At 37.1% G+C, this 14890-nt stretch carries 12 protein-coding genes; 6 read left to right on the top strand and 6 right to left on the bottom strand.

What is annotated here, in order from left to right:
* The first annotated feature begins 224 nt into the window (after positions 1-224).
* The 3 genes from Q1K78_RS10615 (at position 225) to Q1K78_RS10605 (ending at position 4027) form a co-directional block, all read left to right on the top strand.
* On the top strand, positions 225-1037 hold the full coding sequence (locus Q1K78_RS10615) for a substrate-binding domain-containing protein (RefSeq protein ID WP_300178012.1): 813 nt from the start codon (positions 225-227) through the stop codon (positions 1035-1037).
* 115 nt (positions 1038-1152) lie between these two features.
* Positions 1153-3258 (top strand): EAL domain-containing protein, encoded by a 2106-nt coding sequence (locus Q1K78_RS10610; RefSeq protein WP_300178009.1) that lies wholly within the window; start codon positions 1153-1155, stop codon positions 3256-3258.
* A gap of 148 nt (positions 3259-3406) precedes the next feature.
* The gene (locus Q1K78_RS10605; protein ID WP_300178006.1) at positions 3407-4027 is read left to right on the top strand and encodes a LysE family translocator; all 621 of its coding nucleotides are present in this window, start codon (positions 3407-3409) and stop codon (positions 4025-4027) included.
* A 45-nt stretch (positions 4028-4072) separates the two neighbouring features.
* Here the strand turns inward: Q1K78_RS10605 and Q1K78_RS10600 are convergent, their stop codons facing one another.
* A complete protein-coding gene (locus Q1K78_RS10600) occupies positions 4073-4252 on the bottom strand; it encodes a hypothetical protein (protein ID WP_300178003.1) in 180 nt (59 codons plus the stop codon).
* Positions 4253-4395: 143 nt separating this feature from the next.
* Here Q1K78_RS10600 and Q1K78_RS10595 point away from each other — a divergent pair, with 143 nt between their 5' ends.
* Entirely contained in the window at positions 4396-5142 is a 747-nt protein-coding gene (locus tag Q1K78_RS10595; RefSeq protein WP_300178000.1) for a phosphatase, read from the top strand.
* 167 nt (positions 5143-5309) lie between these two features.
* Here Q1K78_RS10595 and Q1K78_RS10590 read toward each other — a convergent pair whose 3' ends face one another.
* Both Q1K78_RS10590 and Q1K78_RS10585 read right to left on the bottom strand, forming a co-directional pair.
* Entirely contained in the window at positions 5310-6905 is a 1596-nt protein-coding gene (locus Q1K78_RS10590) for an ABC-F family ATPase (RefSeq protein WP_300177997.1), read from the bottom strand.
* Positions 6906-7273: 368 nt separating this feature from the next.
* Positions 7274-8467 carry an acetate/propionate family kinase gene (locus tag Q1K78_RS10585; RefSeq protein ID WP_300178080.1) on the bottom strand — a complete coding sequence of 398 codons (1194 nt, stop codon included), beginning with the start codon at positions 8465-8467 and terminating at the stop codon, positions 7274-7276.
* Between the two features lie 282 nt (positions 8468-8749).
* On the opposite strand from Q1K78_RS10585, the gene Q1K78_RS10580 reads away from it, so the two are divergent.
* Positions 8750-9739, top strand: a complete 990-nt coding sequence (locus Q1K78_RS10580; RefSeq protein ID WP_300177995.1) for a response regulator — start codon at positions 8750-8752, stop codon at positions 9737-9739.
* The gene (locus Q1K78_RS10575) at positions 9739-10698 is read left to right on the top strand and encodes a sensor domain-containing diguanylate cyclase (protein WP_300177992.1); all 960 of its coding nucleotides are present in this window, start codon (positions 9739-9741) and stop codon (positions 10696-10698) included. Before Q1K78_RS10580 ends, Q1K78_RS10575 begins: the two co-directional genes overlap by 1 nt.
* Positions 10699-10939: 241 nt before the next feature.
* Here the strand turns inward: Q1K78_RS10575 and malG are convergent, their stop codons facing one another.
* The 3 genes from malG to malE form a co-directional block, all read right to left on the bottom strand.
* Positions 10940-11830, bottom strand: a complete 891-nt coding sequence (gene malG / locus Q1K78_RS10570) for a maltose ABC transporter permease MalG (protein WP_300177989.1) — start codon at positions 11828-11830, stop codon at positions 10940-10942.
* A 12-nt stretch (positions 11831-11842) separates the two neighbouring features.
* Positions 11843-13387, bottom strand: a complete 1545-nt coding sequence (gene malF, locus Q1K78_RS10565) for a maltose ABC transporter permease MalF (RefSeq protein WP_300177986.1) — start codon at positions 13385-13387, stop codon at positions 11843-11845.
* Positions 13388-13526: 139 nt separating this feature from the next.
* Positions 13527-14711 (bottom strand): maltose/maltodextrin ABC transporter substrate-binding protein MalE, encoded by a 1185-nt coding sequence (malE, locus tag Q1K78_RS10560; protein WP_300177982.1) that lies wholly within the window; start codon positions 14709-14711, stop codon positions 13527-13529.
* Positions 14712-14890: the final 179 nt, after the last annotated feature.

The raw sequence follows: 14890 nt of genomic DNA, 5'->3' as shown, positions 1-14890 counted from the left end.
AAATAAATAATTATATTAATAACTTATTTGGTAATATTTAAAATAATTAACAGGCTGACTTTAGTTATATCCTATTTCACTTTTATATATTGCAGCTAATAACTCTTTATTGTATTATTATCAATACAATAAAGAGTTATTCCAAGTAATATTTAACTAATTTAAGTATCACAAAATAACTATTAATTTACAAATATGTAAAACCACATAATTACGAGTAACTAATGAACAATGCCATTAACTATCTTATTGCTATTTTTATCGCTATTAGCTCTTCTTCTGTATATGCAAATATTGAAGAATTGATTATTGGTGGCACTGGAAATGGACTCGGTGGAATTAAACTTATTAGTAAAGAATTTATGAAAAAATACCCTACCATTAAAGTTAAAGTTCTCCCAAGTTTAGGTAGTGGTGGTGCAATTAAAGCGATTAAATCTAACGCTATTCAACTTGGTATTCTTGGCAGAGACTTAAAACAAAAAGAAAAAAGAAATGATCTTCAAATAATAAAATACGCATCTACCCCAACTATTTTTTCTGTAAATAAAAACAATACGATTAACGATATTACAACAAGTGAAATTACTGATATTTACTCTGGGAAAAAATCAGTATGGTCAAATGGCACTATTATTCGTCCAATTTTACGCTCTGAATCAGATTCTAATACAGAAGAATTAAGAGCTCTATCAATCAATACAAGCAAAGCTGTCGATATTGCCAATAAACAAAGTGGCTTACCTTTTGGTTTAAATGACCAAGATACCGCAAATAAATTAGAAGACATTCCTGGTAGCTTTGGTATGTCTACACTTGCATTAATGCTGACAGAAAATCGCAATATAAAAGCTTTACGCTTTAATGGAATAGAGCCCACACCTGAAAACTTTGCCAATGGTACCTACCCACTTGGAAAAGAATTTTTCACCTTAATTAAAATAAATAACAACACTACTGCAAAACTATTTATTTCATTTTTAAGATCAAGTGAAGGTAGATTAATATTAGAAACATCTGGGCATTATGTAATTTAATTTTATGATTAATGTAAATATTGAAAACGATCAGTTAACATTGGTTTTTGTTCAGCGTGTTGGCATATCCATATCTATCCTCATCGGCGTAATTGTCTCATTAGGCTTTTTTTTCATGTCTTATAATAGTTTTATTTATGACCTAAATTTCAAAACTAAAATAAAAGCATATACATTGGAAAAATTAGTTATTGAAAGTCCTCAATACTGGTATTTCTCAGAAGGTCGCATTGAAGGTATTTTAAAACGAGACCCTTTCTTAATCGAAGATGAATGGGCAGAAGTAATACTAATAAATGATGAACAAATAATGAGTGTCGGCAGCACTCCAAATATATTCTATATTGAAACATCTCATCCGATCAAAGATCTGAATAAGGTTGTTGCATATGTTCGAATTCAGAGCCCAGTAACTGAACTTATCGATGATTTCTTTTTTATGTTATTGATCTGTTTTTTATTATCAGAGTCTATATGGATTATAATAAAATATATACCTTTAAAAGCCTTAGAAAAAGCAGAAAATGATACAAAAGAAGCGGTTAATCTTGCTTTAACAACATTAAATACAGTTGGTGACAGTATTATTACTGTAAATAATCAACTTCAAATTACTTATGTCAACTCTACCGCTCAAAAACTACTCGGGCTACCATTAACGACACTTGTTGGTAAAAATCTTTCCGAGACTGTTGTTTTAATTAAATTAAATTCGAAAAAAACCGTAACATCATCATTAATCAATGCTATGTCATTAAAAAAAGAAGCGTCTTGCGAAGGAAATAGCTTTATCCTCAATACTAATGGATCCTCTATTGCTATTGAGGAACGTTCAACGCCTATTTTATCATCAAGTGGCGTTTTATTAGGCGGCGTACTTTGCTTACGTGATGTATCCGATAAAAGAGCTTATATTGATAAACAGATCTGGGAAGCTACTCATGATTCTCTTACTGGATTAACAAATCGTAGAGAGTTTGAACGAAAATTAAGCTTATTTGTTCAAGATGCAGTTATAAATAAAGCAACTCATACGCTATGCTATATCGATCTTGACCGATTTAAAATCGTAAATGACACCTGTGGTCATCTTGCCGGTGATCAATTATTAATTAAACTATCAAATATTATGCAGTCTTTCGCACAAAAAACCGATTGTATTGCTCGTGTTGGTGGTGATGAATTTGCATTCATTTTCAATAATTGCAATATAGAACAAGGTGAGAAAAAGGCCGATATTATTCTCAAAGCCATAAAAGATTTTAATTTCTATTATGACAATCATTTATTCCATGTCGGTTTAAGCATTGGTATTACTGAAATAAATTTCGCATCAGAAAATGCGATTACGGTACAGAAAGAAGCTGATTCTGCTTGTTATTGGTCAAAAGAACAAGGAAAGGGACGAATATCTCGCTATTTAATCTCCGATACAGAGCAAAAAAATAGACGCGAACAAATCAGCTGGGTTTCCCGCATTAACAATGCACTCAAAGAAAATCGATTTACTTTGTATTATCAAAGTTATCGATCACTTAATGGCGATTCCTGTAATTTACACATAGAAGTATTAATTCGAATGATAGATGAATCAGGGGATATCGTCATGCCTGCTAGTTTCTTACCGACCGCAGAACGATACGATAAGATGTCATCCATTGACCGTTGGGTTATTACGCATGTTTTCTCTAGAATAGAGGATATATTACATATGTTTAATAAAGAAAAAATGACGATTAATATTAACTTATCTGCACTATCTATAAGTGATAACTGGCTATTTCCATTTTTAAAAGACATGCTCACTCAACATAATGTTGATCCTAAATTAATCTGCTTTGAAATAACAGAAAGTAGTGCAGTTAAAAATTTAGATACCGCTATTGAGCTAATTAAACAATGCCAATCACTCGGATTTAGATTTGCACTCGATGACTTTGGGACAGGAACAAGCTCTTTTAGTTACCTACATAAACTACCCGTTAACTATCTAAAAATTGATGGTAGTTTCATTCGTGATATTGAAACAGATCCTATTGCTTATGCTATGACTAAAGCAATACACCAAATTGCTAATCAATTAAATAAACAAACAGTTGCTGAATTTACAGAAACAGAAGAATGTATATCTCTACTTAAAGAGATAGGTATTAATTATGCGCAAGGTTATGCGGTATGTAAGCCGACGCCTTTGTTTCCTGATATTCTATGCATTAAGTAACTCTACCAATGACTTACAATTTTAATAGTAAACTAAGTTGATGCCTGTAACACTATTAACAATTTTAATATTATGAATGAATATTTATATTGATTTTAAACTGAATATTCGTACTCTGTTTTTCTTATCTCTCAATTAGAACGCACAAATGAATATTGCAATTTTATGGGCTTTTATCCCTACCTTTTTCTTTGTTTCTATCACTCCTGGTATGTGTATGACATTAGCCCTTAGCTTAGGTATGAGCATTGGCTATAAACGTACACTTTGGATGATGATGGGAGAGTTAGTTGGCGTCGCTGTTGTAGCTGTCGCTGCTGTCTTAGGCGTCGCTGCCATTATGCTAAATTACCCATGGCTATTTACTATGTTTAAAGCCATTGGGGCAAGTTACCTTGCTTATATTGGGATCCAAATGTGGCGCTCAAGAGGCAAATTAGCGATGAGTGCTGAACAAACAGAAGCACCTAAAGGTAAAGATTGGGATTTAGTCGTACAAGGCTTTGTCACCGCGATAGCAAACCCTAAAGGTTGGGCTTTTATGGTTTCATTACTTCCTCCATTTATTGATGGAAGTAACCCTATCGGGCCACAATTAGTTGCTCTTGTTTCTATTATTTTAGTATGTGAATTTTTATGTATGACTCTTTATGCTGTGGGTGGAAAAGGTCTTAAGCGTGTTCTTGGTCATTCTAATAACGTAAAGATAATGAATCGTATTTCGGGTAGTTTGATGATTGGTGTCGCTATTTGGTTATTTGCAGGGTAATAAAGCAGATTAATGATATCTAAATGCGATCATACTGAAGGTCGCTTAATTTTTCATTACTTCTGCTAGCATATCCAGTTCTTCATCAGTAAGAAGGGCATTCTCTGATTCAGCTTTTACTGCTACTTTCTCTTCTAATGTTTTAGCGACCGCATATTGAAGACTACGCAACTGGTATATTGTGAGTTCGTTTAACTCGCTCTTTGATGTTTCTATATTAATCATAAAAAACCTCGTATGTATTACGTTTAATCTCAACAGTGTAAAGAATAGTTCCCTTTCCCCTACACTTTGTCAGACAAATGTTAAAGTTAAAAGTTGCAAAAATAAGTTATAATAATCACATTGCTGTTTAATGGAGAAAGCTAATGCGCATTCAAGTAGATACTCATACCCATACCTACGCTAGTGGCCATGCTTACAGTACAATCAGTGAAAATGCGTTTTCTGCCTCTCAACTTGGTTTGCCTATGTTTTGTACTACAGATCATGCCTCACTAATGCCAGGCGCTCCTCACTATTGGTTTTTCAGTAATCAAAGAGTCTTACCCCGCTTTCTCCATGGTGTTGCTATTATAAGAGGTTGCGAAGTGAATATCCGCAATATAGAAGGTGATATTGATATCCCACTCTCTGTCGATCAAAACCTTGATTGGGTCATTGCTAGTTTCCATGAGCCTGTTTTTCCTCCTCAAAATAAAGAAGTTCATACACAAGCTCTTTTGAATATTATTCAATCAGGTCGAGTTGACGCTTTAGCTCACCTTGGTAATCCTAATTTTGATTTCAATTTTGAAGAAGTGATTCAATGTGCTGTCGAGCATAATGTTGCTATTGAAATAAATAACACATCGTTGAAAGGCTGCAGCCGAGTTGGCAGTATTGAACGTTGCTATGAGATAGCGAGAACCGCAAAAGAATTAGGTGCGTTTATCACCACCGGCAGTGATGCTCATTTTTGTGCAGATATTGGAAAGTTTGAAGAGGTAGAATTACTTATTGATACCGTAGGCTTTCCTGTAGATAAAATGATTACTCATACACCTGAGCAGTTTTTAAGCTTTCTGGCCTTGCGTGGACGTGAATCAATTGAAGAATTTGAGGCACTAACTTAATAATCTTATAGCCCAGTCTCCCTCTTGCACTATTTTAAAACGAACCTAGATAATAGAATACCTAATTAATGAATTATTATTTAGATTTGCATAAAACACAAGCATAAAAAATGGCAGCTTACGAATAAGCTGCCATTTTATTTTCTAACAAGATTAGTTAAACTAAATTAGCCTTTTAAACCTTGTTTGATTAGGTGTTCTTCGTATGTACCGTGGAAATCGTTAACGCCATCTTTTGTGATTTCGATAATGCGTGTTGCGATTGAAGATACGAACTGACGGTCATGAGATACAAACATTAATGTGCCTTTGTAGTTCTCAAGCGCCAAGTTCAATGCTTCGATAGATTCCATGTCCATGTGGTTTGTTGGTTCATCCATTAATAGGATGTTTGGTTGTTGCATAATCAACTTACCAAATAACATACGACCTTGTTCACCACCAGAAATCACTTTAACTGATTTCTTGATATCGCTTTGAGAGAAAAGCATACGGCCAAGAATACCACGAACAACTTGCTCGTCATCGCCTTCTTGTTTCCACTGTCCCATCCAATCCAATAGATTTAGATCTTCAGCGAAATCATGTCCGTGATCCTGTGCGTACATACCAATATTGTTGTTCTCAGACCATTTGATCATGCCTGACATTGGTTCCATTGCACCAGCAAGCGTATTCAATAGTGTTGATTTACCAATACCATTCTCACCGATGATCGCAATGCGCTCACCCACTTCAACCATCAAGTTAACGCCGTTAAGCAAGATGTTTTCGCCGTAACCTTGCTTTAGACCTTCAACTTCTAATGCATTACGGAAAAGTGGTTTTTCTTGGTCAAAACGAATGAACGGAGATTGACGGCTAGATGCTTTAATCTCTGTAAGTTCAATTTTATCCAAACGCTTCTGACGAGAAGTCGCTTGTTTCGCTTTTGATGCGTTTGCAGAGAAACGGCTTACGAACGTTTGTAAGTCAGCTATTTGTGCTTTCTTCTTCGCATTGTCTGCTTGAAGTTGCTCACGAGCTTGTGTCGCTGCTGTCATGTATTCGTCGTAGTTACCTGGGAATAGGCAAATATTTCCGTAATCCACATCAGCCATGTGTGTACATACTGAGTTCAAGAAATGACGGTCATGCGAGATGATGATCATTGTACAGTTACGAGCAAGAAGAATGTCTTCTAACCACGCAATTGTATGCATATCTAAGTTGTTCGTTGGTTCATCAAGAAGCATGATATCTGGTTCAGCGAATAGAACTTGTGCTAGTAAAACACGAACTTTAAGACCAGGAGCAACTTCGCTCATTAAGCCAAAATGCAGTGATTCAGGAAGGCCTAAACCTAATAGAAGTTCACCAGCACGAGCTTCAGCTGAGTAGCCATCCATTTCACCGAATTCAGTTTCTAAATCACCAACACGCATGCCATCTTCATCTGACATTTCAGGTAAAGAGTAGATACGATCACGTTCTTCTTTTACTTTCCACAGTTCTTTATGACCCATGATTACGGTATCAATTACTGTGTACTCTTCAAATGCAAACTGATCTTGACCTAATTTAGCCATACGTTCATTTGGATCTGTTGAAACTGTACCGCCAGACTGTTCTAACTCACCACCTAAGATCTTCATAAAGGTAGATTTACCACAGCCGTTCGCGCCGATTAAACCGTAACGGTTACCGTTACCAAACTTAACAGAAATATTTTCAAAAAGAGGCTTATCGCCAAATTGCATTGTGATGTTAGCAGTCGTTAGCACAGTACATTCCAATTAGTTATTCAAATAGACATAAAAAAGCTGGCCCGTACGTCCAGCTTTTCAAATTTGCGCTGATTATAGCAGCATTTGTGATTTACATCACTTTTTATTCTGCCTTATTATTTATCAACTACTTACTTCAACATACTTAACGATGAAACGGACTGCATACTGTGCAATCTAGGCTATTATTCGATACTATTGAATGCAGGATAATCAATGTAACCAAGTTCGTTACCACCAAACAACGTCGCGCCATCCAACCCTGAAAATTCATAATTATTCTCAAACTTCACAGACTACTATTAACAAAAAAGGCTCAAACCTAAGTCTGAGCCTTTTAATGTAAATGGGTAATTACTGAGCTATTACAACAATTCAACCGATTGTTGAGCGATCACATATTCTTCGTTGGTTGGGATAACCATGGCTACTGCACCAAGCATCTCAGATTTAGCAATAACTCCATCAGCACCAAAACGAGCGCCTTCGTTACCTGCAACATCTTCAACAAAACCAAGGATTTTAAGGTTGTTTAAGATCTCACGACGGATAGGTAATGAGTTCTCACCGATACCACCAGTAAAGATGATGCCATCTAGCGAATCTAATGCTGCAAGGTATGATGCTACGTATTTAGCAACACGGTAAGTAAATACTTGGAAAGCAAGAGTCGCGCCTTCGTGGCCTTCTTCCATAGCTTCTAAAATACCACGAGCATCACTTGTTAAACCAGATACACCCAAGAAACCAGACTCTTTATTTAGAGAATTAAATACTTGCTCTTGTGACCAGCCTTTCTTCAATAAGTACTCAATGATGCCTGGGTCTAAATCACCACAGCGTGTACCCATCATTAAGCCAGAAAGCGGAGTGAAGCCCATTGATGTATCAACACTGTTACCATCTTTAATTGCACAAACTGATGCGCCATTACCTAGGTGAACAGAGATAAAGCTAGATTCTTCGATTGGCTTGTTGATCATCTTCGCGGCTTCGCGGCTTACGAAGTAATGACTTGTACCATGGAAACCGTAACGACGCACACCAAAATCAGTATATAGTTCTTTAGCAATAGCACCTGTGTATGCACGCTTTGGCATAGTTTGATGGAAAGCTGTGTCAAATACCGCAAATTGAGGAAGAGAAGGGAAGGCTTCAACAGCAGCTCGGATGCCAACAGCACCCGCTGGATTATGTAATGGAGCTAAATCAGATAAACTTTCAATCTCTGTCGTAACTTCTTCAGAAATACGTACTGTTTGAGTGAATTTCTCACCACCATGAACAATACGGTGACCAATAGCAACGATGCCATCAGTAAAACCTAGTTCTTCTGTTAAGCCCACCAATTTACCAATGGCAATTTTATGGTGGTTTTCTTCGCCTTCAATGGCGATTTCAGTTTTCTGTCCCTGATACTTCCAGCTCATACGAGCATCTTCCAAGCCGAAACACTCACCTAAGCCGCTTAAAACTGCTTCACCAGAAACAGAATCGATTACAGCAAACTTTAGTGAAGAGCTGCCTGAATTGATAACTAATACGTATTCGTTGTTCATCATTATTCTCTTTTTATAAACTGTAGGTTACACATATATTTGTGTCTTTATGTAACACTCCTATTATTCAACTTTTTTTTAATTATTCAACTTTTGTTTTTATTACAACTCATCTTTTCCATTCTAACTTGTTTTAGATCAAAATCTACACAAAGACTATAAGTCTTACTTCTCATTAACAGGGATTATAAAAATTACGTTATATTTTAAATAACATTCATTGAAGTTATTTCTTTAAATACTATAATCACACACCTTTAATTTACCACTTTTGTAATAAAAATGAATGTTTTAATTTGTGATGATTCTACTGTTGCTCGCAATTCTTTAGCCAAGAATATCCAGAAAACAGAAAATATAACTCTCCTTTATGCTAAAGATGGTAGAGAATGCTTACATATTTTACAGTCTCATCCTATTGATGTGCTTTTTCTTGATCTTACGATGCCTATCATGGATGGATTTCAAGTCTTAGCCTCTCTACCCGTTAATACTTACGCCACAAAAAGCATTGTTATATCAGCTGATATTCAAAAAGAAGCCAAACAACGCTGCTTTGATCTTGGTGCACATGAGTTCATAGAAAAACCCTTTAACCCAGAAGTAATTGCTAATATTCTTCACAAATATAGCATTCCTGTTATCTCAGAGTTACTCCACCCCCAAGTTAAATTTACTCTAACCTCTTCGGAACTCATCGCTAATATTAAAGAGATCAGTAATATTGCTTTAGGAAAAAGCGCAGCGCTCATTTCAGAACAATTTGATCATTTTATTGATATGCCACTGCCTAACGTTGCCTCTTTACACCATTCAGAATTACAAATGACACTGCAAGATATTGTGAATAACTCTGAATATCGTGCCATTTCACAACGGTTTGTGGGTAATGGTATCAATGGGGAAGCTTTGGTCTGTTTACACGGAAATGATCTTACTGAGTTACTCAGTATCGATAAGGGTGACGAACAAATAACCACAAATGAAGCGATTTTAGATATTTCAAATCTTTTAGTTTCTTCATTTTTATCTTCTTTCAATAAACAGTTAGATATCGAAATTTCTTTACGTCAACCCATAGTATTAGAAACAGAACAATTAAAAGTGGCATTAAAAGAGAGTCACTCCTTTTTACACAATTATGATAGCGATATTTTTACGATTGAATTTGTCTATTCCGCAGAAACTTTAGATCTAAAATGTGATGTCACTTTTTTGATGGATAACGAATCACTTATTGCCATTAAATCAATTCTAGAGAGCGTATTATAATGAACAACAATATGAGTGACTTTCATTGGGCGATGCAGGTTATCGCTGATTTAGATGCAGGATTGATCGTGTTAGACCAAGATTATCGAGTCTGTGCTTGGAACGCTTTCATGCAATCCTACAGTGGGATAACATCAGATAAGATCTTAGGCAATGTCATTTTTGATATCATCCCAGACTTACCTGAAACTTGGCTCAGAAAAAAAGTAAATGCATCTTTTAAACTCAATACCCGTGGATTCTCTTGCTGGGAAGATAGACCGTATTTATTCAAATTTAAAAATTTCACACCCATCTCAAACAGCTTAACAGAGATGCGCCAGAATATTACCTTCTCCCCCCTAACCTCATTAAATGGGCAAGCCTCTCATGTAAGTTTAGTGATTAGTGACGTCACTGATATCGCTAAAAACAAGCTGCATTTAGAACAATCGAATCAACAACTCTCAACACTAAGTAAAACTGACGGTTTAACTAAATTATTCAACCGTGCGTATTGGGAATCGAGTTTACAACGTGAATTTAAACAAGCAAAAATATCTGGCCATACATCTTCTTTAGTGATTTTTGATATTGACCATTTTAAGAAAGTCAATGACACCTATGGTCACACAGTTGGCGATGATGTCATTCGTAACGCAGCTGATTTATTACGTAAAACATCACGAAATACTGATATTTGTGGACGTTATGGTGGGGAAGAATTTACTGTTATTCTGCCTGGAACGAATGCTGAACAAGCCTTATATTTTGCAGAACGATTACGTAAACGTATTGAAGAAGTAACCGTAAAGTGCGAAGACATACACGTCAATTATCAAATCAGCTTAGGTATTTGTGAGCTATCAGCCACTCATGAAGATTATTTAAGTTGGTTAGAGATGGCCGATAAAGCCCTCTATTATTCAAAAGATCACGGTCGTAACCAATCAACTATTTACCACCCCGAGTTGGCATGATCCCCCAACCTTTCGCCTCTCACTCCACACCACAACACCAGATGTTCCAGATAGAAAAAAGCCTAAGTGAAAACACTCAGGCTCTGATTACAAGAAGTAATGTCGCGTCCTGCAACAATCACCCAGCTATGCGTAATGCCAATACTGCGCTGAACACTTTACCGATCGGCGACCAAACCATCATAAAGCTCTTGACGCAAATGGACCCTGCCCAAAAATGTATGGGTCCGTATAATTATCGTTATCCTTTCACACCACCGGCTGTCAAACCACCCACAAGGAACTTCTGAGCAAGTAAGAAAACCAATGTAATAGGTAACGCGGATAATACTGCAGCGGCCGCAAAATCACCCCATAAGTAGTTCTGAGGGTATAAATATTGTTGCATACCTACTGCTAATGTGTACGAGTTTACATCAGAAAGTAACAAAGAAGCTACCGGAACCTCCGTTATTACCCCAATAAATGACAAAATAAAGACAACCGCTAAGATTGGAACCGATAATGGTAATAATACTAAGCGGAATGCTTGCCATGGTGTTGCTCCATCTAATGCTGCCGCTTCTTCTAATGAATTATCAATGGTTTCAAAATATCCTTTGATTGTCCAAACATGTAGCGCAATACCACCTAGGTAAGCAAAGATAAGACCACCATGTGTGTTTAGCCCTAAAAACGGAATATACTGCCCTAATCGGTCAAACAGTGCATACAAGGCAACCAGAGCCAAAACTGCTGGGAACATTTGAAAAATCATCATTCCTTTAAGAATCGTCTCTTTGCCTTTAAAGCGAAGGCGAGCAAACGCATACGCACTGGTGGTTGATAGCACCACAATTAATACTGAGCTAATTGCCGCTACTTTTACCGAGTTCCATAACCAAGTTAATACCGGGAATGGCGGTTGTGTCGTTGACCCATCAGCGTGCTCTACAGCAATCCCTAGAGCCAACTTCCAATGCTCTAATGATGGGTTTTCAGGAATAATGCTCCCTGTTGCAAAGTTACCCTCACGAAACGAAATGGTGATAACCATCAGGAGCGGGAAAATAATCATCGCTAGGAAAATCCACATAGCGACATGAGTTGCCCATATACGATATTTTAAGTTTTGTCCTTGAACCATTGCCATATCAATGACTCCCTAAGTATTTGATAATTTAGTGAAACGTAGGTTCAGTAACGCTAAGCCACCAACCAATAAGAAAATAAGCGTTGCAATTGCACTTGCTAAACCAAAGTCTTGCCCACCACTGCCTTCAAACGCAATTCGATAGGTGTAACTTACTAATAAATCGGTATAACCTGCTGGCTCTGTAGTGCCAATCATATTTGGACCACCTTTAGTTAGTAGTGCAATCATTACAAAGTTATTGAAGTTAAAAGCAAATGCCGCAATCAATAGTGGCGTTAATGGCTTAACCATCATTGGCACCGTAATATTAAAGAAGTTTTGAATAGGTCCTGCGCCATCAATCGCAGAGGCTTCATACAAGTCTTCAGGGATCGATTTCAACAAACCCATACATAAGATCATCATATAAGGAAAACCCAACCACGTATTAACAATCAACACCATCACTTTTGCGGTAAATGGGTCAGAGAACCAATTCGGCTGAATACCAAACATGCTATCAAGCAACATATTGATTTCACCAAAGCTTTGGTTAAAGAGACCTCGGAAAATCAAAATAGAAATGAACGCAGGAACCGCATAAGGAAGAATTAACAGAAGGCGGTAAACTGCACGGCCTTTTAGCTCTTCCCATTGCACTACAGCAGCAAGAACTAAACCTATTGCCAACGTAAAAACAACGGTACAAGTTGCAAAAATAACCGTCCAAATAAAGATACTAATGAAAGGTTCTTTAATGCCATCATCTTTCCAGATGCGTTCAAAGTTCGCCGCACCAACGTTTACCACAAATCCAGGAGAAATAGGGTCACCAATAAACACATCGTTATCATTAACTTCTTGATAGAACCCAGTATCATGATTTGGTTTAAAGTACGTTTCTGTTTTGTTGTTATAAAGCGTTTCACCATCATCTTGCAGAACAAATAAAGGCCCCACCGCGGCAAATTTACGTAAACCACTCATTTGAATTTCTTCTCCTGACGGAAGAGAAAGCGTAATAAGATTTAGATTTGGGCGTTTTGCAATGATTTCTTTAATTTTTGCTTTTTTGCCTTTTACAACTTCAACTGCATTTAACGCTAAGTCACGTTCAACCGCATCAGATAAGTTAAATGCCTCAGTAGCAAAAAGTTGACCTGCATCTTTAATGGTTAAGGCATAGCCATTGCCTTGGTTCATTAATTGAAATTTATAACTTTTTCCACTTTGGAATGTTTTGGATAAATGAACCGATTGTGCCCGCTCTAATGTGACTTGATTTGTTGCACTGTAGTTTGTAAATGCAAGCCCGATAGTATAAACCAAAGGGAAAATAATGAATAAAATCATGCCTGCGATACCCGGAAAGGTGTATCTATGAGCGTAATTTTTTTTACTGCCAAACACATAAACAGCTAACGATGTTAATACCAACGTTAATATTGCAAATGCAGTTTCACCACGAGAATACATAAGTACGCAGACATAACCATTTATCGCAGCAATGGCAGACAAGAATCCCCATTTTACTAATGATTTATAATTTGTGTGCGAAGCGACTGCTGTTGTCATAAGCTCCAAGACCTTTTAAAAAATACCAACCTAGTAAGCCAATTAATGCTGCTAACAAACTTACTACGATGGGTATATTGAGGAAATTTATTCCTTGAAAGAGAGGAGAAACCAACGCTTCTCCTCACTCTTTTTATTGTTACTTAGTCATACGCTGTTCAGCAGCACTTAATGCTGCATCAATAGTTTGACGACCATCAACCACATTACCAATGGCTTCTTCCATGCTGTACCAGAACGTTGTGAACTGTGGAATGTTTGGCATAATTTCACCATTCATTGCGTTATCCATCGTTGCCGCAATACGAGGATCATTACCTAGTTCTTCTTGGTAAGAGTTAAGTGCTACCGCACCTAGTGGCTTATCATCATTCAAGTTTTTTAGGCCTTCGTCTGTTAACAAATAACTTTCAAAGAATTCAACAGCAAGATCTTTATTTGGAGAAACCGCACTAATACCACCAACCCAAACACCAACAAATGGCTTAGATGCTTGACCGTGGAACTTCGGTAACGTTGTTACACCATAATCGATGCCTGCTTTTTCTACGTTCGCCCAGCCCCAAGGACCGTTGATCATCATAGCTACATTGCCTTTAACAAATTCAGATTCTGCTACCGAGTAATCCATATCTGCTGAAATAGTTTTCTCTTTTACCATGGTCTCGATAAAGCCCATTGCATCTTTAACGCCTTTTTGGTCTACGCCGGCATTCTTAACATCGTAACCTTCTGCTGTTTTCTTAAAGGCGTAACCACCATCAGCTGCTAGCAGAGGCCATGTAAAGTAGGCACCACCACGTAAAGGCCACATGATCGCTTTCTGACCATTTTTCATTAACTCTTTATCTAACGCTGGAATATCTTCCCAGTTTTTTGGCGGTGTCTTTACTAACGCTTTGTTGTAGATAAGAGATACAGATTCAATTGCGATTGGGTAAGCGATTGTTTTGCCTTTGTACTCCACGGCATCCCATGCAAAATCAACAATTTCAGATTTTAACTCTTCTGATGGCTTAATTTCTGCCAACAGACCTGCCTCTGCAAAACCACCAAAACGGTCATGCGCATAAAATATAATGTCTGGACCATCGCCTGCCGCTGCTACTTGAGCAAATTTCTCTTCGGCTTTGTCAGGAAAAGCAACGGTAACCTTAATACCTGTATCTTCTTCGAATCGTTTACCTATTTCAGCCATACCTTCATAAGATTTATCACCAGTAACCCAGATTGTGAGTTGACCTTCTTCGATTGCAGCAGAAGCGTTAATTGAACCAAGAGCTGCCATTGTGCATAGCGCGACAGTACTGAGGACTTTTTTCATTGTGAATCCTTCCTTTATAATAATTAACGAATCATCCGTAGGGTTGAAATAAAAATAGATGATGATTCAATTTTCAGAATGTATTTTCATTAATAAATCGCCTAAATTCATCCTCCTACTCCCTACGCCCTTTAAACACTCCGCAAAAATCGTGATCTCAATCAGGATAAGAGCTGCTC

Source organism: uncultured Aliivibrio sp. (assembly GCF_946479765.1).
GTDB lineage: Bacteria > Pseudomonadota > Gammaproteobacteria > Enterobacterales > Vibrionaceae > Aliivibrio.
The sequence above is the reverse complement of the archived record's forward strand: the minus strand, read 5'-3'. Positions and strand labels throughout refer to the sequence as shown.